Source organism: Azospirillum sp. TSH58 (assembly GCF_003119115.1).
Lineage (GTDB): Bacteria > Pseudomonadota > Alphaproteobacteria > Azospirillales > Azospirillaceae > Azospirillum.
This window is the reverse complement of sequence record NZ_CP022363.1, coordinates 719085-739805: the sequence shown is the minus strand read 5'-3', so window position 1 is coordinate 739805 and position 20721 is coordinate 719085. Positions and strand designations below refer to the sequence as shown.

Annotated in this window: 18 protein-coding genes; 11 read left to right on the top strand and 7 right to left on the bottom strand. The window is 69.4% G+C overall.

Annotation, left to right across the window (positions count from 1 at the left end; translation table 11 throughout):
• Positions 1-5 precede the first annotated feature (5 nt).
• Complete coding sequence (locus tag TSH58p_RS03035) at positions 6-362, bottom strand: hydroxyisourate hydrolase (protein WP_109071302.1); 357 nt, start codon at positions 360-362, stop codon at positions 6-8.
• A gap of 30 nt (positions 363-392) precedes the next feature.
• On the opposite strand from TSH58p_RS03035, the gene TSH58p_RS03030 reads away from it, so the two are divergent.
• The 5 genes from TSH58p_RS03030 (at position 393) to TSH58p_RS03010 (ending at position 7804) form a co-directional block, all read left to right on the top strand.
• Positions 393-1622, top strand: a complete 1230-nt coding sequence (locus TSH58p_RS03030; RefSeq protein WP_109071301.1) for an MFS transporter — start codon at positions 393-395, stop codon at positions 1620-1622.
• Positions 1613-3013 (top strand): amidase, encoded by a 1401-nt coding sequence (locus TSH58p_RS03025; protein ID WP_109071300.1) that lies wholly within the window; start codon positions 1613-1615, stop codon positions 3011-3013. Before TSH58p_RS03030 ends, TSH58p_RS03025 begins: the two co-directional genes overlap by 10 nt.
• Before the next feature lie 267 nt (positions 3014-3280).
• Positions 3281-6346: a PAS domain-containing protein gene (locus TSH58p_RS03020; RefSeq protein ID WP_146205909.1), complete on the top strand. Its 3066-nt coding sequence runs from the start codon at positions 3281-3283 to the stop codon at positions 6344-6346.
• A gap of 146 nt (positions 6347-6492) precedes the next feature.
• Positions 6493-6681 carry a hypothetical protein gene (locus TSH58p_RS03015; RefSeq protein WP_109071298.1) on the top strand — a complete coding sequence of 63 codons (189 nt, stop codon included), beginning with the start codon at positions 6493-6495 and terminating at the stop codon, positions 6679-6681.
• A 157-nt stretch (positions 6682-6838) separates the two neighbouring features.
• Positions 6839-7804: a hypothetical protein gene (locus tag TSH58p_RS03010; protein ID WP_109071297.1), complete on the top strand. Its 966-nt coding sequence runs from the start codon at positions 6839-6841 to the stop codon at positions 7802-7804.
• Between the two features lie 35 nt (positions 7805-7839).
• Here TSH58p_RS03010 and TSH58p_RS03005 read toward each other — a convergent pair whose 3' ends face one another.
• Entirely contained in the window at positions 7840-8457 is a 618-nt protein-coding gene (locus tag TSH58p_RS03005; RefSeq protein WP_247895487.1) for a class I SAM-dependent methyltransferase, read from the bottom strand.
• 201 nt (positions 8458-8658) lie between these two features.
• Here TSH58p_RS03005 and TSH58p_RS03000 point away from each other — a divergent pair, with 201 nt between their 5' ends.
• Complete coding sequence (locus tag TSH58p_RS03000; RefSeq protein WP_109071296.1) at positions 8659-8988, top strand: hypothetical protein; 330 nt, start codon at positions 8659-8661, stop codon at positions 8986-8988.
• A gap of 36 nt (positions 8989-9024) precedes the next feature.
• Here TSH58p_RS03000 and TSH58p_RS02995 read toward each other — a convergent pair whose 3' ends face one another.
• Both TSH58p_RS02995 and TSH58p_RS02990 read right to left on the bottom strand, forming a co-directional pair.
• Positions 9025-9354 carry a hypothetical protein gene (locus TSH58p_RS02995; protein WP_109071295.1) on the bottom strand — a complete coding sequence of 110 codons (330 nt, stop codon included), beginning with the start codon at positions 9352-9354 and terminating at the stop codon, positions 9025-9027.
• A 128-nt stretch (positions 9355-9482) separates the two neighbouring features.
• Positions 9483-11093 (bottom strand): ribonuclease J, encoded by a 1611-nt coding sequence (locus TSH58p_RS02990; RefSeq protein WP_247874164.1) that lies wholly within the window; start codon positions 11091-11093, stop codon positions 9483-9485.
• Between the two features lie 556 nt (positions 11094-11649).
• On the opposite strand from TSH58p_RS02990, the gene TSH58p_RS02980 reads away from it, so the two are divergent.
• A complete protein-coding gene (locus TSH58p_RS02980) occupies positions 11650-13002 on the top strand; it encodes a BON domain-containing protein (protein ID WP_109071293.1) in 1353 nt (450 codons plus the stop codon).
• 58 nt (positions 13003-13060) lie between these two features.
• On the opposite strand, the gene TSH58p_RS02975 is transcribed toward TSH58p_RS02980, so the two are convergent.
• Entirely contained in the window at positions 13061-14857 is a 1797-nt protein-coding gene (locus TSH58p_RS02975; protein ID WP_109071292.1) for a glycoside hydrolase family 15 protein, read from the bottom strand.
• A 193-nt stretch (positions 14858-15050) separates the two neighbouring features.
• Here TSH58p_RS02975 and TSH58p_RS32920 point away from each other — a divergent pair, with 193 nt between their 5' ends.
• From TSH58p_RS32920 to TSH58p_RS02965, 3 genes are all read left to right on the top strand, one after another.
• Positions 15051-15650 (top strand): hypothetical protein, encoded by a 600-nt coding sequence (locus tag TSH58p_RS32920; protein WP_162600006.1) that lies wholly within the window; start codon positions 15051-15053, stop codon positions 15648-15650.
• A 38-nt stretch (positions 15651-15688) separates the two neighbouring features.
• Positions 15689-16564 carry a right-handed parallel beta-helix repeat-containing protein gene (locus tag TSH58p_RS02970; protein WP_162600005.1) on the top strand — a complete coding sequence of 292 codons (876 nt, stop codon included), beginning with the start codon at positions 15689-15691 and terminating at the stop codon, positions 16562-16564.
• A 354-nt stretch (positions 16565-16918) separates the two neighbouring features.
• Positions 16919-17806 (top strand): response regulator transcription factor, encoded by an 888-nt coding sequence (locus TSH58p_RS02965; protein ID WP_109071291.1) that lies wholly within the window; start codon positions 16919-16921, stop codon positions 17804-17806.
• Between the two features lie 60 nt (positions 17807-17866).
• Here TSH58p_RS02965 and TSH58p_RS02960 read toward each other — a convergent pair whose 3' ends face one another.
• Positions 17867-18565, bottom strand: coding sequence for a response regulator transcription factor (locus TSH58p_RS02960; RefSeq protein ID WP_247874162.1), 699 nt, complete (start codon positions 18563-18565; stop codon positions 17867-17869).
• Positions 18566-19383: 818 nt separating this feature from the next.
• On the opposite strand from TSH58p_RS02960, the gene TSH58p_RS02955 reads away from it, so the two are divergent.
• Positions 19384-20160 carry a response regulator transcription factor gene (locus TSH58p_RS02955; protein ID WP_109071290.1) on the top strand — a complete coding sequence of 259 codons (777 nt, stop codon included), beginning with the start codon at positions 19384-19386 and terminating at the stop codon, positions 20158-20160.
• Here the strand turns inward: TSH58p_RS02955 and TSH58p_RS02950 are convergent.
• Positions 20123-20659 carry a response regulator transcription factor gene (locus TSH58p_RS02950; protein WP_109071289.1) on the bottom strand — a complete coding sequence of 179 codons (537 nt, stop codon included), beginning with the start codon at positions 20657-20659 and terminating at the stop codon, positions 20123-20125. The two genes, TSH58p_RS02955 and TSH58p_RS02950, sit on opposite strands and share 38 nt — an antisense overlap.
• Positions 20660-20721: the final 62 nt, after the last annotated feature.

Below are 20721 nucleotides of genomic sequence, written 5' to 3'. Positions count from 1 at the left end.
GAGACTCACGCCCCGCGGAACAGGGAATAGCCCCAGGGGGTGAACTTCAGCGGCAGATGGTAGTGCTGATCCACGTCGGTCACGGTGAAGCGGAACGGCGCCTCCTCCAGGAAGGCCGGCTCCGCCGCTCCCACGCCCTGCGCGCGCAGCCAGGGGCCGATGTGGAACACCGCCTCGTAGACGCCCGCCGTCACGCCGTCGCCGCCGACCACCGGATGGTCAAGCGCGCCATTGGCACACAAACGGCTTTCCGCTAGCCTGTCCCGCTGTCCGCCCCGCAAAGCATAGAGTTCCACCCTCATCCCCCCGGCGGGCACCCCGCGCGCCACATCCACCGCATGCAACGAAATCCCGCCGGCCATCGGCCCGTCCCTTTCCTTTGTGGAGTCCCCATGAACGTCTGGTTGCTGCCTCTGATCGCCATGGCGGCGGTTCAGGCGTTCGTCGGGCTGTGTCTCTTCGCCATCCCGGTGATCGCGCCGCAGGCGGCGCCCGACCTGGGGGTCGATCCGGGGCTTCTTGGCCTTTATACCGCGGTCGTCTTCACCGCCGCCATCCCCGCGTCGCTGGGGGCGGGCGGGCTGATCGCGCGCTGGGGGGCGATCCGCACCTGCCAGGCCTGCCTGCTCGCCGCCGCCGGGGCCGCGCTGCTGTCGGCCAGCGCCCTTCCCATCGCCTTCCTGCTGGGGGCGCTGGCGCTGGGCTTCGCCTTCGGGCCGGAGACGCCGGCCAGCACGCAGCTGCTGTCCCGGCTGACCCCGCCGGAGAAGCGGCCGCTGGTCTTCTCGCTGCGCCAGACCGGCAACCAGTTCGGCGGCATGGCCGCGGGATTCGCCGTGCCGCTGCTGGTCCTCTCCGTCGGCTGGCAGGCGAGCCTGCTGGTCGTGGCGGGTGCCACCGCCGTCCTGGCGCTCGTCCTGGAGCCGCTGGCCCGCCGCCACGACGGCGACGACCGCGCGGCCCCGCGCCCCGCCGGACGCGGCACGCTGAAACGCGCGCTCGATCTGGTCGCCGGGGAACCGGCGCTGCGCCGGCTGGCCATGGCGGTCTGCGCCTTCTCGGCCATGCAGCTCTGCCTGAACGGCTTTCTGGTCAGCTTCGCGGTGACCGGCCTGGGCTGGAGCCTGCCGCTGGCCGGGACGGCGCTGGCGGTGGCGCAGGGCGCCGGGCTGGTCGGGCGCGTCGGCTGGGGCCTTGTGGCGACGCGCTGGGCGCCGCCCCGCGTCATCCTCGCCGGGCTGGGCGTCGCCATGAGCGTGGCCGCCGCCCTGGTCGCCATCGCCTCCCCCGGCTGGCCGGTGCCCGCCTTCCTGGCCGTCTGCGCCGCCTTCGGCCTGTCGGCGAGCGGCTGGAACGGCCTGTTCGTCTCCGAGGTCGCCCACCTCGCCCCGCCGGGCCGGGCGGGCGAGGCGACGGGCGGCATGCTCGCCATCGCCTACGCCGGGCTGGTCGCCGGACCGGCGCTGTTCAGCCTTCTGGTCGCCGGGGGCTTCGGCTACTCCGCCGGCTATCTGGCCGCCGCCGCCGCCGCGCTGGCCGGCGTCGCGGCGCTGATCATCCCCCTGCCGCCGGCCCCCACGCCCGACCTTTCCACCGCTGCCGAGGACACGCCATGCGCCTGATGAGCGCCCGCCGCATCGCCGAACAGGTCGCCGCCCGCGCGGTCAGCGCCGTCGCCCTCTACGACGAGTTGCTGGAGCGGATCGCGGCGGAGAACCCGCGGCTGAACGCCATCGTCCATCTCGACCCGGAGGCCGGGCGGGCGGAGGCGCGGGCCGCCGACGAACGCGCCGCGCGGGGCGAGGCGCTGCCCCTGCTGGGCGTGCCCTTCACGGTGAAGGACAACATCTGGGTGCGCGGCCAGCCGGTCCGCCAGGGATCGCGGCTGTTTCAGGATTTCGTGGCGCCGGAGGACGCGGTGGCGGTGGCCCGGCTGCGCGCCGCGGGCGCCGTCTTCGCGGGAATCACCAACTGCTCGGAATTCGCCTGCAAGGGGGTGACGACCAACCTCCTGCATGGCCCGACCCGCAATCCCTGGGACCGGTCGCTGACGCCCGGCGGCTCCTCCGGCGGGGCGGCCAGCGCGGTGGCGGCCGGCTTGGCGCCGCTGGCGCTGTGCACCGACGGCGGCGGCTCCACCCGCCGGCCCGCCGCCCATGCCGGGGTGGTCGGCATGAAGCCGTCGGCCGGAATCGTCCCCCACCCCGTCGGCTTCGCCGAGCCGGTGTTCGGCAACTCGGTGATCGGCCAGATGGCCCGCTCGGTCGCCGACGTGGCGCTGATGCTCGACGCGCTGGCCGGGCCGGACCCGCGCGATCCGCAGTCGGTGGCGGTGTCCGGCTCCTTCGCCCGCGCCGCCGCCGACCCCGGGCCGGCGGGCCTGCGCATCGCCTACAGCCGGCGGCTGGGGCTGGACGCCCCGGTCGATCCGGAGGTCGCCGCCTGCGTGGAGCGCGCCGTCCACCGCCTCGCCGACGCCGGGGCCATCGTGGAGGAGGCCGACCCGGTCTGGCCCGAGGGAGCCGGGGAAAGCGGCCTGATGCCCCTCCAGTTCGCCGGCCTCGCCGCGCTCTACGGCGAGCGCTACCGCACGGCGCCGGAGCTGTTCGACCCGGACATCGGGCAGCAGATCGAGACCGGCCTGCGCACCGGCGGCGCGGAGGTCGCCCGCGCCCTGCATCTGCGGGAGGAGGCCTACCGCGCGCTGGCCGCCCTCTTCGCACGCTACGACCTGCTGGTCTGCCCGACGACTCCGGTCACCGCATGGCCGTTCGACCGGCTCGGCCCCGCCACCATCGATGGGCGTCCGGTGACGCCGCGCGGCCACGCCATCTTCACGCCGCTGTTCAATCACTGCTACGCGCCGGCCTGCTCGGTCCCCTGCGGGCTGACGGAGAGCGGCGGGCTTCCCGTGGGGCTCCAGATCGCCGGTCCGCGGCTGTCCGATGCGGCGGTTCTGCGGCTGGCCGCCGCGGTGGAGGCCACCTGCGGTTACACGCCACCCTTGCCGTAACAGCTTTTCCAAGAAATGGAGAGCCAGCAATCGGGATAGAACGGACAGCCTGTTTTAATTACCATCGTATTCTGGCAATCTTTGCCCGCGGAAGGGTGGAGTAAGGAGATACGGGTGAAGACCAGCGAGCCGGACCAGCGGCCTGGATGGTCGGCGCGTCGGTTGTCGATTCTTTTCCTTGTGGTTGTATTACCGCTGATCGCCTTCGAAGTGCACAGCATCCTGGAATTGCGCAAGTCCCGGGAAGCGGAAATCCGTGTGGATTCGATGCAGCTTCTGGACCAGGTCGAATCCGAACAGCAGCGCATCGCCGACGACATTGAACACGTATTGGTTGCTCTTACCGAAATGGGGGTCGGGCGGCTGTCGCCAACGGCCTGCCAGGACACGCTTCTCCGGATCAAAGCCAAATACCCACCCTATCTGGCCGTGAGCGTCAGCAACCGGTCCGGGACCATCTGGTGTTCCACCGAACCGCAGGCGCGCGGCCTGTCGGTCGCCGACCGCAGCTACTGGCAGGAGGCGCTGACCACCGGAGAGCAGAGCAACGGGGCCACCCTGACCTCCCGCACCACGGGCCGCCCCTCCATCCCCTTCGCCCTGGCCTACAAGGACGAGAACGGCACTCCGGCGGGGGTGGTGACGGTGCTCCTCGACACCACCTGGCTGAACCTGTTCCTTCGCGAGAAGAATCTGCCGGACGACGCGGAGGTGGTGATCGCCGACCGCTCCGGCATCGTCCTGGCGCACCAGCCCGAAACGCCGGACACCGTCGGCCGGCCGTTGATGGCGCCCTATCAGGCCATGCTGGACCGGGGTGAGCGGCGTGTGGTCGAAGCGCCGGGTCCCGATGGCCGGATGCGGGTCACCGCGGTCTCGCCGCTGGCCGCCGGCGTCCCCAACCTCTACGTCCATGTCAGCCTCGACAAGGACCGCTCGATGCAGCCGGTCAACGAGGCGGCCCGGCGCACCCTTCTGATCTTCGCCGGGCTGTTCCTGTTCGCCGGGCTGATCGCCGGCTGGAGCCTGTGGCGTTTCCTGCGGGCGCACGAGATGGCGCGCAGCAACGCGCTGCGCATGGCCGCGGTGCTCGGCAGCACGGTGGACGGCGTGATCGAGCTGGATCGCGACTGGCGCTTCACCTCCCTGAACGACAAGGCGATCTCCCTGATCGCCCAGGGCCGCGATCTGCGCGGCCGGTCGCTGTGGGAGGCCTTTCCGGAACTGGTGGACACGCCGCTGTGGCGCAAGGCTCATCAGGCGATGGCAGATCATATGCCCACGGACGCCGAGTTCCAGGGCGCGCGCACCGGGCGCTGGTTCTGGATGCGGGCCTTTCCCAGCGCGGACGGCATGTCGGTCTATCTTCTCGACATCACCCGGCGCCGCCAGGCCGAGGACGATCTGCGCAAGAGCAAGGACCGGCTGAGCCTCGCTCTGGAATCGGCCATGGCGGGCTCCTTCGACTGGAATCTGGTGAACGGCCAGGGGCACTGGTCGGACGAAACCTTCCGCATTTTCGGCCTGGACCCGGCGGTGCACGAGCCGACCAGCGCCGTCTGGCGGTCGGTGGTCCATCCCGACGATTTCGACATCGCCACGCTGAAGGCCCAGACGGAAATGCTCGCCGAACGGCGCGCCTACATCCGGCTGGAATACCGCATCATCCAGCCCGGCGGCGCCGTCCGCTGGGTCTCGTCGATCGGACGCGTCAGCTATGGTCCGGACGGCACGCCGCTGCATTTCAACGGCCTGAACCTCGACATCACCGAGCGCAAGGCGCTGGAGGAGGCCCTGCGCCGCAGCGAGGAGCGGCTGACCATCGCGCTGGCCGCGTCGGAAGCCGGCATCTGGGATTTCGACCTGCGCGACCGGACGCTGGCCTGGTCGGACGGCATGTACCGGCTGTACGGCGTCACCCCGGACAGCTTCACGCCCGGCGAGGACAGCTTCTTCGAGCTGGTCCACCCCGCGGACCGGGACACGGTGCGCCGCTTCACGAGGGACGTGCTGGAGGCCCGGCGCTCCGATTACCGTGGGGAGTTCCGCATCCTCCATCCGCGCGACGGGGTGCGTTGGATCATGGCGATCGGACGCCCGGTCTACGACAGCGGGCGCCTGGTCCGGCTCAGCGGATTGAATCTCGACATCACCGGGCGCAAGGCGATGGAGCAGGCGCTGCGCGATGCCAAGGCCAAGGCCGACGAGGCCAACATCTCCAAGTCGAAGTTCCTGGCCGCAGCCAGCCACGACCTGCGCCAGCCGCTGCAATCCGCCCTGCTGTTCGCCGGCGTCCTGCAACGCCACGTCGACCCCGACAAGGGCCGCGGCCCGCTGGCCTCGCTGGAACGCGCGCTGGAGACCCTGAAGAACCTGCTGGACAGCCTGCTGGACGTGTCGCGCCTGGACGCCGGCGTCATCACCCCGCAGATCGGCACCCTGCCCCTGCGCCCGATGCTGGAGGAGATCGAAGCGGCCTACGCCCCCATCGCGGCCAGCAAGGGGCTGGAATTCAGCGTCGTCCAACCGGCCCCGGATCTGGCGGTGCGCAGCGACCGGCTGCTGCTCGGCCGGATGCTCCGCAATCTGGTGGAGAACGCCATCCGCTACACCGAGACGGGCTATGTCCGCGTGTCCTGCGAGGCGCCGAACGGCAGCGTCCGCATCACCGTGCAGGACAGCGGCATCGGCATCTCGGCGGAGCAGCAGACCAAGGTCTTCGAGGAGTTCCATCAGGTCGGGAACCCGGAACGCGACCGCAACCAGGGGCTCGGCCTCGGGCTGGCCATCGTGCAGAGGCTGTCCCGGCTGCTGAACCATCCGGTGACGGTCCGCTCCGAACCGGCCCACGGCTCGGTCTTTTCCATCGAGGCGCCGCGCGCCGCCGCGCCCGCCGTCGCCCTTCCCTCGCCCGAAGCCGAAACCACCCCGTCCGGCGACGGGCAGCTGGCCGTTCTGGTCGAGGACGACGTGATCGTCCTGATGGGGCTGCGGACCATCTTCCAGGAATGGGGGTACGAGGTGGTGGTGGCCGGCTCCGCGGAGCAGGCGCTGGACCGGCTGCGCGGACTGACCCGCCGCCCGGACCTGATCATTGCCGATTACCGGCTGCGCAACGGGCGGATCGGCACCGAAGCCATCGTGCAGATCCGTTCTCTGGTTGGAATCCCGGTTCCGGCCATCATCCTGACCGGGGAGATCGGCACCGACTGCGACCGCGACGCGGCGGCGCTCGGCCTGGGCGTGGTGCGCAAGCCGATCACCCCGCGGCAGCTTCAAGGCGCCATCCAGGACCTTCTGAACCACAATCCGTTGAGCCAGACCGGGGATTGAGCGCCCGCCGAGACCGGCGACCGGCGGACAAAAAGCGGACCAGCCTTGACGGGGCAGTGGCGCTGCCCTATATTGTGCACTGCAACATAACGATAAACCCTTTCCCGAGGGGGAGACGCCTTCTCAATCCTTTGAGGAGGTCCCTTATGAACACGCCTTCGCACTTCGCTTCCGCCCTTCCCTCCGAACGCGACATGCAGCTCATCCGCCGCAAGGCCGCGCGGATGCGCGCCGACCATCTCCGGTCCCTGCTGGGCCGGCTGGCCGCGTTTCTGAAAGGGCGGGCGGCCGACCTCGATCCCCACCGCCTGGATGGCGGCCGGGCCGCCGGCTGACGCCGGACGGGCCTCATTCTTCCCTGACACATCGGCGGTAACGCCCCGCCGCGCTTCGCAGTCCTGTCTGCGCTGGCGCGGTCGCGGGGCTGGCCCGGCGGCGGTCCGCGACAGCGGCGCCGTGCGGGCCGGTTGTTCTTTGGTTGGAGTTTTTGACATGCAGAAACGAGCGGTCGCCCTGGGCGGCTTCGGTGGGTTCAACCTGCACGGCGCGGGCGTGCTGACGGCGCTCGACCGCCTGGACCGGATGCCCGACCTGTTCACCGTGACCTCCGGGCAGATCGTCGTTCTGGCCGCCTGGTTGCGCGGCGAGGACGTGCGCCGCCTGCTTCTCGAACACACGGGGGCGTCCGGCGGGCTCCTTCAGGCCTGGCAGACCGCCCTGTTCGGGCACAAGGGCGTCTTCCGCCCGGTGCTGGGCGAGCATGCGCGGCGCTGGCTGGATGTCCCGCTGTCGCCCTCGGCGGTTCTGGAGCGGCTGATGCCGGCCCGCCAGTACGCCCCGGTGCGCGACCGCGACACCGTGGCCGAAATCGCCCGCACCCTGAACGAGGCCGAGATCGGCGTCGTCTTCAACACCTACGACTTCCGCTCCGGCAACGGACTGCTTCACGGCAACGCCGCCGCCCGGCGCCTGATGGCCGGGGAGGTCGGGCTGGAGGACATCACCGCCGATGCGGTGGAAAGCGCCCTCTGGCTCTATCTCTATGGGTTCGAGGAGGCCCCCGGCGGGCTGATCGACGGCGCCTACCACCGCAGCATCATCCTGTCGGAACTGCACGGCTTCGACGAGGTGACGGTGGCCGCCCCCTTCCCCGTCTCCTGGATCGGGCCGGTGCCGCGCAACCAGCTGGAGGTGGAGAACTGGAAGATCCGCCAGTGGTTCGCCAACTCCTACAAGGCGGAGGTCGCACGGCTGCGCCGGGTGATCGAACTGATGGAGCGCGGCACGCTGAACGACCCGGCCTACCGCATCCGGTCCCTGACCGAGCTGCCGCTGCGCCGTCATTACGGCTATTTCGACTATTTCACCGAGAAGCCGGAGGTGTTCGACGACGCGCTCGCCCAGGCGCTCGACCATTTCGGCGACGGCCCGGCGCACGAGCAGCGGCGCGCCGGCTGACCGCCTGTCGACCGGTTAAGCGATGGCCCGGCGGCTCAGGCCGCGCGGGCCTCCACCAGCTTCACGCAGTCGCCCATCACGAAGCGGCTGTCCACCGCCCCCATGCCCGCCTGCGGCAGATGGGCCTCATAGCCGGCGGTGTAGCGGGCGCCGAAGGCGAAGCTCAGCCAGGGCGACACCACGCGCATCCACAGCCGGACCGCCGAGCGCTCCGACTGGGTGTAGTCGAGGATGCGCAGCGTCCCTTCCGGCTTGAGAATGCGCCGCATCTCGCGCAGCACCGGCACCTGGAGTTCCTCCGGCAGGACGCAGAAGACGAAGGTCGCCGCCACATGGTCGAAATGGCCGTCGGGAAATCCGGTGGCGGCCAGATCCAGCACCTGGAACTCCACCGCCCGCCCCAACCGGTCCGCCCGCCTGGCGGCGCGGGCCAGCATGGCCGGGCTGGCGTCCACCGCGGTCACGCGGGCGCCGGCCGGATAGAAGGGGATGTTGCAGCCGGTGCCCGCCCCGGCGTCCAGGATGCGCCCGGACAGGCCGCGGAACGTGCCCTGCCGCAGGCGCCGCTTCCACATCACCTCGTAGCCGAGGTCCAGCGCGTCGTAGAGCGGGGCGATGCGTTCGTAGGTGCGCACATAGCCAGTCTGCATCATTGGGCCGGTCTGCATCATTGGGCCAGTCTGCTTGGTCGGGCCGGTCTGCATGGTCGGAGACTCCCCTCCTGAAGCGGCCCGCTCGCACCGTGAGCGCGGAGGGCCGGAAGCGCGTTTCGCCTGTTCTTCCTTTCATAGCAGGCGAATGTGACGGATCATCGCGCCTGGGGTCCAAAGCCCGACAAACGGAATGGAGATCGCATGGATGCGCTGAACCCGGCGGCGGAGGCCCGCCGTCAGGCCGGTCTGGAAATCCAGGCACTGGCCGAGGATTTCGAGCAGAGCGACGAGGCCGCCTTCCTGCGGATGCGCATCATCGGCGGGGTGGTGGCGGGGGTGGTGACGCTGGTCCTGCTGGTGCTGCTGACCGCGGGGGCGGACTGGCGCTACCTGTTCGGCTTCTGGGTGGTGATCGTCGGCTTCATCGGGATCGGCTACGCCGTGTCCGTCCACCGCCAGCGGCAGCAGACCGCGCGGCTGCGCGCCCTGGCGAACCGCTGGCTGACCGGCGGAACCGTCCCGCCGGTCTGAAGAAGAGAGGCCCGCCGGTCCGGGAAAAGTATGGCGTCAGGAGGCGCGCGAGCCGCGGCGTTTGCGGCGGCGCTGGAAACGCTGGATCCGCTCGATCACCTCGCCCATGTCCGCCGCCTCCTCCACCTCGCCGAGATGCAGGAGGACGCGGATGTAGGTGTCGATCAGGCCGAGGACGGCCTCCTCGTCGGTCACGCCGTAGGCCGCCTGGCCCAGGGCATCGACGATTAGGGTCCCGCTGTCGGCCAGCGCCTCGGCCACCTCGTTGATGGCGCGGTCGAGGGCGGTGTCGTCCCCGTCCGGCGCTTCCAGCACCGGGTCGAGGATGTCGGGAAAGGAAAGCCGGTCGGCGGGATAGCCAGCCATGGGCAACTCTCCAAGAAAAAAACAGGGCCGTGAACCGGCCCCTGGTGCGCGCGAACGGAGGGCGGGTGTCCCCCTTCTGGTGATTCGTGGCCCTATGGAACGTGGCGGTGAGGGAGGGGATGGCCGCGTCAGGCGGCCATCGACTCCAGGGCTTCGGCCAGGGCGTCGGCGTCCTCGGCGACGGGCAGGCCCGTCCAGGGGATCAGTTCCCGCCCGGTGTTGGCGAGGCGCTTGGCCTCCATATGGCCGATCACCGCGGTGCCTTCCCGGGCGATCCGCAGGATGTCGCCGTCCTCCGGAACCAGCGCCCTCTCCACGCCGCAGGCGCGGGCAAGGCGGGCGTGGGCCTCCAGATGCTCGATGGTGCCGTGCACCGGCACGGAGAAGCGCGGGCGGATCAGGTCGTACATGCGGATCAGGTCATCCCGCTTCGGGTGGCCCGACACATGCACCGGCGCGTCGGCCGGAGTCACCACCGTCACGCCCTTGGCCTTCAGATGGTCCTGCACGTCGGCCAGCACCACCTCGTTGCCGGGGATGGCGCGGGCGGAGAAGATCACCGTGTCGCCGCTCTCCAGCCACAGCTCGCGATGGCCGTCGCGGGCGAGCCGGCTGAGCGCCGCCCGCTCCTCGCCCTGGCTGCCGGTGCACAGGAACACGAGGTTCCGGCGCGGCGTCCAGGAGGCTTCCATGATGGAGATGAACTCCGGAGCCTTCTCCAGATAGCCGCTGGCGCGGGCCGCCTTCTCCATGCGCAGCATCGACCGGCCGACCAGCACCACCTTGCGGTCGTGGGCCGCCGCGGCCTCCGCCACCGCCTGCATGCGGGCGACGTTGGACGCGAAGCCGGTCACCGCGATGGCGCCCTTGCGCCCGGCGAAGGCCTCGATCAGGCCGGCGCGGGCGTCCGCCTCGGAGCCGGTGGTGCCGTCGACGTTGGCGTTGGTGCTGTCGCACATCATCGCCAGCACGCCGCGGTCGCCCAGGCGCTTCAGCGCGTCCAGGTCCATGGTCGGGCCGACCAGCGGGTGCGGGTCGAACTTCCAGTCGCCGGTGTGCAGGACGGTGCCGGCCTTGGTGTGGATCGCCACCGACACCGGCTCGGGGATCGAGTGGGTGACGGTGATGGTCTCGATGCCGAAGGGGCCGATCTCGAAGGAGGCACCCGGCTCGAACACCCGGATGCGGGCGTGGCGCAGACCTCCGGACTCCTTCAGCCGTTCACGGATGACGTGGGCGGCGAAGGGGGTCGCGTAGATCGGGCATTCCAGCCCCGGCCACAGATGGTGGATGGCGCCGATGTGGTCTTCGTGGGCGTGGGTGACGACCAGCCCGACCACCTCGTCCATCCGCTCCTCGATGAAGGAGGGATCGGCCATCAGGCTGTCGATGCCCGGCGCCTCGTCGCCCATGAAGGCGACGCCGGCGTCCACGATCAGCCATTTTCCGGCATGGCCGTAGAGCGCCATGTTCATGCCGATGCGCGAGCAGCCGCCGAGCGGGATGAACAGGATTTCGTCGTTGCCCGGCACCGGGCCGGGGACCGGCGCGCCAGGCGGACGGGTCGCCTTCGGGCGCTCGTAGGGCTTGGGGTTCTGGTTCTTCTGGAAACGCGGGCCGCCGGACTTGCCGCTGCGCACATCGCCAACAATCGTGTTCGGGCGGTTGCCGCCAAAATTCGAGTTCGGGCGGTTGCCGCCCTTGGGCGCCGCGCGGCGGCGCTTGTTATCAAACGTCATACGTCCTTCTGCTTCACAACATCTCAGCCGGCATTCAACGCTGCCGGACGGGCGTGCATCGCGTGTCGATGCGGATCTCGGGGGTCTCCCCGGCCAACGGCGGCGCCAGGACCATGGGGATGGGTCGAGGCAGCCGGCCGAAGCGGCCAGGGAGAGCGGTGTTCGAGCCAGTAATCCAGATGGAGACGCCGGTCAACCGCTGAATCACGACCCGCAAAGGGGTTTGCCGGTCGGTCACCCGAAGGTTACGGCCATCCGCCGGCGATGTTGCACATATGTTTCCTTTCCCGCGCCGTTCAAGGGGCCGTTCGCGCCCGGGTCCGCGCCTGAATCCCTGCGGACTCCGCGCGGCACGGCGGCGGACGGCGCGAAGGCTGGAATTGCGGGCGGTTGCGGGCTCCCGAAGGCGCTCCGATTGGCTGGCCTGTGCAAGGCGCATGGCAACGATGAAAGCCAAAGGCATGGCGACGCCGCCGCCGGCCCGCGATCCTTCGCCGCCTCCCCTGTTGTTTGCGGACGCCCGGCGAACGGGCACTGTCCAAATGGGGAGTATCCCATGTCCGACTATGAATCCAGGTGGAGGAACGACCAGGGCACCCGCCGCGATGACGACCGGTGGGAGCGCGACCACGGACGCGGCGAGAGCCGCGAGTGGAGCGCCGGCTCATACCAGAACCGTGGCCAGAACCGTGGCCGTGACGAGTTCGGTCAATCGAATTGGGGCCAGTCCGGTTCGGGCCAATCCGGTTCGGGCCAGTCCGGCCGGTCCGGCATGATGGGCGGCGGTGGCCGCCAGCCCGGCTACGGCTATGAGGGCCAGGGCCGCGAAGGCTTCGACTATGGCCGCGACTATTGGCGCCAGCAGGAAGGCCGGGGTGATTACGGCCAGGGCTCCTATGGTCAAGGTTCCTACGGCCAAGGTTCGGGCAATCGCGAGTCCGGGCGCGAGTATGGGCGCGAGTATGGCCGCGACTACGGGTCCCGCGGCTCCTTCGGCCAGGGCCAGCGCGACTGGCGCTCCCGCGACGACCGCCAGAATTACGAGGACCGTGGCGACTACGGCCAGGACTTCGGCTACCGCGGCGGCTTCGGGCGTTCCGATTATGGCCGCTCCGATTACGGCAGCGGAGCCTATGGCGGCCGTGACTACGGCAGCCGCGACTACGGCAGCCGCGACTACGGCGGCATGGACTACGGGTCCCGCGGCACCGGCAACCGGGATTACAGCAGCCGTGATTACGGCAACCGCGATTACGGCCGGATGGGCTACGGCGGTGGCGGCTCCGGCCGCAACGAGGAGCGCGGCTTCTTCGAACGGGCGGGCGACGAGATGGCCTCCTGGTTCGGCGACGAGGATGCGGAACGCCGCCGCCGCATGGACGCCCGCAACGACGATCCCGGCGCCCAGCACCATCGGGGCCGCGGGCCGCGCGGCTATACCCGCTCCGACGACCGCATCCGCGAGGATGTGAACGACCGTCTGACCGACGATCCCTACATCGACGCGTCGGAGATCGACGTGACCGTCAGCAATTGCGAGGTCACGCTGAGCGGCACGGTGGACGACCGCCGGACCAAGCGCCGCGCCGAGGACATGGCCGAAACCATCTCCGGCGTCCGCCATGTGCAGAACAACCTACGCGTCCGCGAGCGGAGCTTCGGCGACACTGGCACGACCGCCGGGGCGTCGGCGATGGCCGGGCTCGGCACCACCGGGTCCTCAGGCACCGGCATGGGCGGCACCGGGATGGGCAGCACCGGTATGGGCGGGTCCACGACGGGCACGTCCGGAACCTCCAGCACCTCCGGGACCGGCATGAGCGGGACCTCCGGAACCACGGACAGCACCAGCCGCACCGGCACCTCCGGCACCACCACGGGCACCACCACGGGCAGCAACATCCGCTGACCGTGACCGATCCGCCCCTCCCGCTCTCACCGGCGGGAGGGGCTTTTCCTGTCCGCCGTCAGTCGCCGTCCTGCCGCTGCTCCGCCGGCTTCTCGGCGCGGGTCAGGTTGAAGGCGGTGTTGATCAGCGCGATGTGCGAGAAGGCCTGCGGGAAGTTGCCGACCAGCCGCTTCGCCTTCGTGTCGTACTCCTCCGACAGCAGGCCCAGATCGTTGCGCAGGGCGAGCAGCCTGTTGAACAGCGCCTCGGCCTCCGCCTGACGCCCTTGCAGCACGTAGACGTCGGCCAGCCAGAAGGAGCAGGCGAGGAACACCCCCTCCCCGTCGGGAAGCCCGTCGTCGGTCCTCTCCGTCCGGTAGCGCTTGACGAGCCCGTCCTGAAGCAGTTCCTCCTCGATGGCGGCGACGGTGCCCTGGATGCGGGGGTCCTCCACCGGCAGGAAACCGACCATCGGCAGCATCAGCAGAGCGGCATCGACGTGGCTGGCGCCGTAATGCTGGACGAAGCTGTTCCGCTCCTTCGAGAATCCGTTGGCGCAGACATCCTCGAAAATGGCCTGCCGCAGCGCCTTCCAGCGCTCCAGCGGCGCGTCCAGGCCGAACTTCTCCGCGCTCTTCACCATGCGGTCCACGGCGACCCAGGCCATCACCTTGGAATGGGTGAAATGCCGCGCCCCGCCGCGCACCTCCCAGATGCCCTCGTCGGGCTGGTCCCACACCGATTCCATGTGGTCGAGCAAGGCGCACTGGACGTGCCAGGCCTCCGGCTGGATCTCGATGCCGCGCATCCGCGCCTGATGCGCCGCGTCCATCATCTCGCCATAGACGTCGAGCTGGAGCTGGGGAGCCGCGGCGTTGCCGACGCGGACCGGGCTGGCGCCCTCGTAGCCCGGCAGCCACGGCACCTCCCATTCCAGCAGGCGCCGCTCCCCGGCGATGCCGTACATGATCTGGATCTGCTGCGGACTGCCGGCGATGGTGCGCATGCCCCAGTCCCGCCAATCCCGCGCCTCCTGCAGGTAGCCCGCGTTCATCAGCGCCAGCAGGGTCAGGGTGGCGTCGCGCAGCCAGCAATAGCGGTAGTCCCAGTTCCGCACCCCGCCGAGCTGTTCGGGAAGGGAGGTCGTCGGCGCCGCGACGATGCCGCCGGTCGGGCGGTAGGTCAGCGCCTTCAGCGTGACCAGCGACCGCGCCACCGCGTCGCGCCAGAGACCGCTGTAGGTGCACCGCCCGCTCCATTCCGCCCAGAACCGTTCGGTCTCGGACAGAGCCTGCTCGGCATCGACCGGCTGCGGCAGCGGCAGGTGCGACGGCGAATAGATCATCACGAAGCTGATGCTCTCGCCCTCCGCCAGGGTGAAGTCGGCGACGGTGCTCAGATTCTCGCCGTGGATCGGGGCGCTGGTGTGCAGGACGACCATGTCCGGCCCGGCGATGGCCCGCAGGGTGTTCGGGCCGATCCGCGTCACCCACGGCACGACGTGCCCGTAACCGAAGCGCAGCGTCAGGTCCATCCGCATGGCGACGCGCCCGCGCCGCCCGCGCAGGATGCGCACGATGTCGGACGCCTCGCCGCGCGGCGGCATGAAGTCGATCATGGTGACGGCGCCCCCCTCCGTCTCGAACTCCGTCTCCACGATCAGGCTGTCGCCACGGTAGCGACGGGTCGTGCGGGCATCGGGATCGCTCGGGCGCAGCAGCCAGCGCCCGTTCTCCGGCGTGCCCAGCAGCGAGGCGAAACAGGCATCGGAATCGAAGCGCGGCCAGCACAGCCAGTCGATGGAACCTTCGGCGGACAACAGGGCTGCGGTCTCGCAGTCTCCCAAAAGGGCATAATCCTCGATGCGGGAGGCCATGGTACGCTCTCGAACGATTGGGGGGTGTGCCCTTGGGCAACGGCCCGTGACCTCTCCGGTTCCCTCCGGTCAGGCCCCGGAGCCGACGAAGGTCGATCATCCGGTTTGACGATTCTGGCCGCCGGACCCGCGTGTTAGCGTCTTGACCCATCGCCGGAGGCCCATCGCCGAAGGACGACCCATCGAGGCCACCATGGACACCGGACGCGCCACGCCCCGGCGGCATGCCCCCCGACCCGCCCGTCTCGCGGCGGCGGCCCTCCTTCTCGCCGGTCTTGCGATGGCTGCGGGTGGGGCGGCGGCGGCGGAGCCTCCCACCGTCTCCCTGCGGCCCGGCGCCGACATCCAGGCGGCGGTGGACCGCCATCCCCCCGGCACGCGCTTCCGGCTGGAGGCCGGCATCCACCGCCTGCACTCCATCGTGCCGAAGGACCGCGATCTGTTCGAGGGCGCCCCCGGCGCGGTGCTGAGCGGAGCGCGGCGGCTCACCGCCTTCGTCCGCCATGGCTCCGTCTGGGTGGCCCGCGGGCAGACGCAGGAGGGCCGGGTCAACGCGGCCGAATTCTGCCGTTCCGGCTTTCCCCGCTGCGCCCGCCCGGAGGACCTGTTCATCGACGACACGCCGATGCTGCATGTCGGCGACCGGTCCGCCGTCGGACCGGGGCGCTGGTTCTTCGATTACGACGCCGACGAGATCGTGATCGGCGACGATCCCACCGGACGGACCGTGGAAACCAGCGTCACCCCCGCGCCTTCGGCGGCACGGCGTCGGGCGTCGTCATCCAGGCTCTGACCATCGAGAAATACGCCGCCCCCATCCAGGCCGCCGCCGTGGACGCGGAGTTCGGCCCCGGCTGGACCGTCCGCGACAGCGTGCTGCGCCTGAACCACGGCGTCGGCGTCAACGCCGGCAACGGCAGCCGCATCCTCGGCAACCGCATCCTCGACAACGGCCACGCCGGCTTTTCCGGATCGGGGACGGATTTCCTGATCGCCGGCAACGAGATCGCCCGCAACGGCTATGCCGGCGTCGACTTCCATTGGGAGGGCGGCGGCGGCAAGATCACCGAATCCGGCGGCGGCGGCATCGTCCGCGGCAATTGCGTGCATGACAATGTGGGCGCCGGGATCTGGGCCGACATCGACGTGCACCGGCTGCTCATCGAGGACAATCTGGTCTTCGGCAACGCCGACAACGGCATCACCTACGAGATCAGCTACGACGGGGTGATCCGCAACAACCGGGTCGCCGACAACGGGCAACGCGGCCAGGGCTGGTTCTGGGGCGCCCAGATCCTGATCTCCAGCGCGCAGGGCGTGAAGGTCTACGGCAACGACATCGACGTGCCGGGCAGTTACGGCAACGCGGTGACGGTGGTGTCCCAGGACCGCGCGCCCTACACCCCCGCCGTCGGCAACGAGATCTTCGACAACAGCATCGTCATCCGCAACGCCAACGCGCGGGTCGGCGCCGTCACCGACGTCGACGCCGACAACGCCATGGTCGCCGCCGGCAACCGGCTCTACCGCAACCGCTACCATCTGGCGGATCCGGGGGAGCGCGTCTGGTTCTGGAACGACGCGGAGGCCGACTGGAACGCCATCCGCGCCCAGGGACAGGAAATGGACAGCGTCATGCATACGGATATTCCGCAGAAGAGGTCGCTGGCCTGCCCTGCGATGGCCCAAATGGACAGGGTTCGATGACCTTCCTCTCGGCCCACTCCTCTCAGGAGAGCGCAATACACGCCTCAGGCAAGCATAGGTTTCAGCCCCACTGTTACAACTTTGAAAAAGTTACTAATTTGGAGGTACTTTGCGGATATCCGCGCACAGTATTATGATCTTGTTTGCGATTGACGGTCAAAACCGGCTGCGATGTTATAGGCTCGAAGCGGTCGCACAGACCTCTTGCAGCATCGCCTTCCCGCTTGATCCGGTTCAATTGATCGAATAGGGCCAAAGTCTTCGCTCCGGTGATGTCGGCGGCGACCTTGGCGACGATCCCGGGCGGTTCCACGGGTCGGCGTGTCCATGGCGTGTGGCTGAGGGAGATCCTGTATGTTGCCGTGCAAAGACGGAACGCGCCTGCCCAACGCCTTCCGCCGCGCCCCATCGGCCACATCCTTCACGCCCAAACACATCCTAGCCGCCACCCCGTTGACGGCCACCCCCTTCACCGCCGCACCGATGAACGACTCCGGCTCCTTCGGGTCCTATTACCGGATGTCCGGGGGCACGCGCCCCCTGGGGGAGGATCAGATCGTCACAGCCATCCTTCACGACGAAACGCCGCTGACGCGGGAGAGTCTGTCCACCAGCCTGAACCTGTGCGGACGGGGTGTGCGGGTGCTGACGGCGGCGTCCGTGGCCGATCTGGAAAGCGTGATGCGGCGGGACGATTCACCGGATGTGGCGTTGGTCAATTTCAGCGGGCGGCTCCCCTCCGATCCGGAGTTCCGCCCGAGGCTGGCCGAACTTCTGGAGGTGCTGGACGGCATCCCGCTCATCATGCTGTCGGATTCCGACGAAACGGTGACCGCGCTGGAAGCCATCCGCCAGGGCGCGCACGGCTACATCTCCACCACCGTCGGGCTCACCATGGCGCTGGAGGCGATCCGTCTGGTCGCGGCGGGCGGCATCTTCGTTCCGGCACCCATTCTGCACCGCTTGATCATCGACCAGGCCGAGATGTCGGAACCGGTGCTTCACGCCGCCTTATCCGTCCCGGCGCCCGCGGTCAACGGCAAGCCGCACCTCACGCAATTGACCCCCCGTCAGCTCGCCGTCCTGGAATGCCTTCAGGAGGGCAAGCCGAACAAGCTCATCGCCCACGAGCTGGGAATGCGGGAAAGCACGGTCAAAGTGCATGTCCGGAACATCCTGCGGCGGCTCGGCGCCACCAACCGGACGGAAGCGGTGTGCCGCGTCATGCGCGAGGAGAACTGAGCGCAACGCGGAAGAACGGCGCGGGTTGGTCCCGCACCGTTCCGTTGCGGCGCCAACCGATCAGGGCTGGTTCGATTCCAGGGACGCCCCGCGGGACAGATGGGCGTGCGCCATGAAGGCGGCCTCCGTCCGGTTGGTGGCGCCCAGCTTCTTCAGCACGTTGCGCACATGGGCCTTGGCGGTGTTCTCGCACATGCCCAGCATGTAGGCGATCAGCTTGTTCGACTTGCCCTCGCGCATGCAGGTCAGCACGGCCATTTCCCGCGGCGTCAGCCCGCCGATCCGGTCCGTCACCGGCACGGAGGCGCCCGCCGGCGGCGTCTGCGGGAGGGCGATGCCGCCCGGCACCGGCTCGATCAGCGATTGCAGGGACGTGGCGGGCACGAAGGTCCCCCCGGCGGCGACCAGCCGGATCGCCTCCAGCATGACCCCCAGCCCGAGGTTGGGCACGATGTAGCCGCGCACGCCGAGGCGCAGGCTTTCCAGGATCATCCCGCCGTCGTCGCGGTCCGAGATGATCACCAGCGGCACCGGCAGACAGGCCGACACGGCGTCGCGGATGGCGGCGCACAGGACGTCATTCAGTCCCATCTGCGCACCGATGTTGCACAACACGACCTCGGTCCGCCCGTCCCGCGCCAGCACACCGGCGGCGTCCTTCAGCGAGGCCACCGACCGCACGGTCATATCCTGGCACAGCGTGCTGAGCCCGAGCGAGAAGCAGTCCCGCGTCAGGCTGTTCGGGTCCGCCAGGACCACGGCGATCCCTGGGGCGATCCCTGGGGCGATCCCTGGGGCGATGCCCGGGGCAACGCCTGGGGCGATTCCTGAAACAACCGCAGATTGCTTTTTGATGTCCGTCGTCATCCGCTCCCCCTATCGGTCAAACACCAGTTCTTCTCACCTCTTCAAACCAGGATTGCAGGCCGTGACCCGTCCTCGCCGGTGAGAAGGACCTCAATTCTCGGGTGAGCGCGTCCGCTCGCGGATACTCGGAAAGATTTCACTTTTTTCATTTTAAGCGCCTTTCCCTGTCGACCACATGGATTGTTTCTGTTGGAAGATCATCAGGAATGCTTGCGCGGTTTGCATTTGATGTTTTCAACGTTACCAGAACAGCAGGCTTGGTAAATACGCACTTCGATGCAAGGTTGTGACGACCCGCCGTTTTATTCCGTACCCATTCCGGCGCTCATCGCGCCGTGCCTCGCCGGCTTCGTACGCCTTTGTGAGGATGGCGGCGGAGTAGAGCGCCTGTTTCACCCCCACCCCACCGCCGGACCGCAGGGGACCGCCGGTCGCTGTCTTCCGCTCTGCGGCCAAAAGAACAGACCCGAACGACACAAGTCAGGGACTGACGCACTCTGACCAATGGAAATATATCAAGGACAAGGCACTGCGCTTCCGGATGGCTTTGGCCAGAACCCCTCCGGAATACACGGAATTCGAACGGAAACACTTCAAATAGGTGGTAAAGGCAAGAACCGACATAGTTATTTCTGCGCGGGATTGACGTTGACGGGAGCTTGGGTGCAGCGCAGCATCAGACCAGGAAAACGGGTCGGGAGACATGCTTCATGGCATCGAGCGGGAAGGCGGTTCCATCGCCCTGCGCCGCCGCACGCGGCCCGGAACCGGTGAACGGGCGCGGGAGCATCGCAGCCCTTCTTCTGGATGAAACCCCGTTGACCCGCGAAAGCCTGTCCGCCGGCCTCAGCCTGCGCGACCCGTCCCTGCAGATGCGGACCGCGGCGTCGGTGGACGAGGCCAGGACGGCGCTCGCCGCGGGAACGCCACCCACGGTCGTGCTGTGCAACCTCGCCAGCCTGACCCCGCCGAACGGCAGCGTCCTGGCGACGCTGCGCGACGTGGCCCGTGCCCTCGGCGGCACGCCGCTGGTCATCCTGTCCGACGGGGAGGAGGCTGACCTGCCGCTGGAGGCCAGCCGGCTGGGCGTCCGGGGGTGTCTGCCGACCAGCGTCGGCCTCGTCGTCGCCCAGGAGGCGCTGCGTCTGGTGGCGGGCGGCGGCACCTTCTTCCCCTCCCCCTTCCTCCACCGGCTGCAGCGTCGCGAGGACATGAAGGACGACCCGCCGATGCCGTCCGGCGGCGCGGCGTTGACCGCGCGTCAGCGCGGCGTGCTGCAACGGCTTCGCGAGGGGAAATCGAACCGCGTCATCGCGCAGGAATTGGGAATCAGCGAGAACACGACGAAGGTCCATGTCCGCGGCATCCTGCGGGCGCTGGGCGCTTCCAACCGCGCCGAGGCCGTGCGCAAGGTCTGGCAACCGGCCGAACCGGCCGCTCAGGAACCGTTCAACCGGGATTGGGGCCGGGGCCGGACTCGGGACTGACCGTGCCGCCTCCGTGGATCAGCCGCAGGGCGGCGATCACCTCGGCCAGCGGCATCCGCCCGCTCAGCACACCGCGCAGACCGAGGCGCGCCGCGGCGGCGGCCACCGCGACGCCGGGCCGGTCCGCCAGAACGGCGACGGGAGGATGGGAACTGCCGCCCGACAGCGCGTCCAGAAGCTGGCCGATGCCGCCCTTCGCCGGGTCGGCGCGGCCGATGCTCACCAGAACCACGTCGGTGCCGCGCAGCGCGGCGGGAAGGTCCGCCAGCGCCACGGCGCTGCGGCGGTGGCTGACCGCCACGTCCGGCGCGAACGCGTTGATGGCGGCGGCAAGGCTTTCGCCGAACAGCGAGCGGTCGTCGATCAGCAGCACGGCGATCGGGGTCCGCCCTCCGGTCAGCCCGTCCGGGCGCGGGGGAACGGCGCCGCCCCGCGCGCCGGAAGGCGCACGGGGCATGAACTCTCGACGGATGCCGGCCAGCGCGTCCAAGCCAATCATGGCTGCGTCTTTCGGAATCGGGAGATCCCAGCCGGCACCCCGCGCCGGACCGCCGCCGCCGG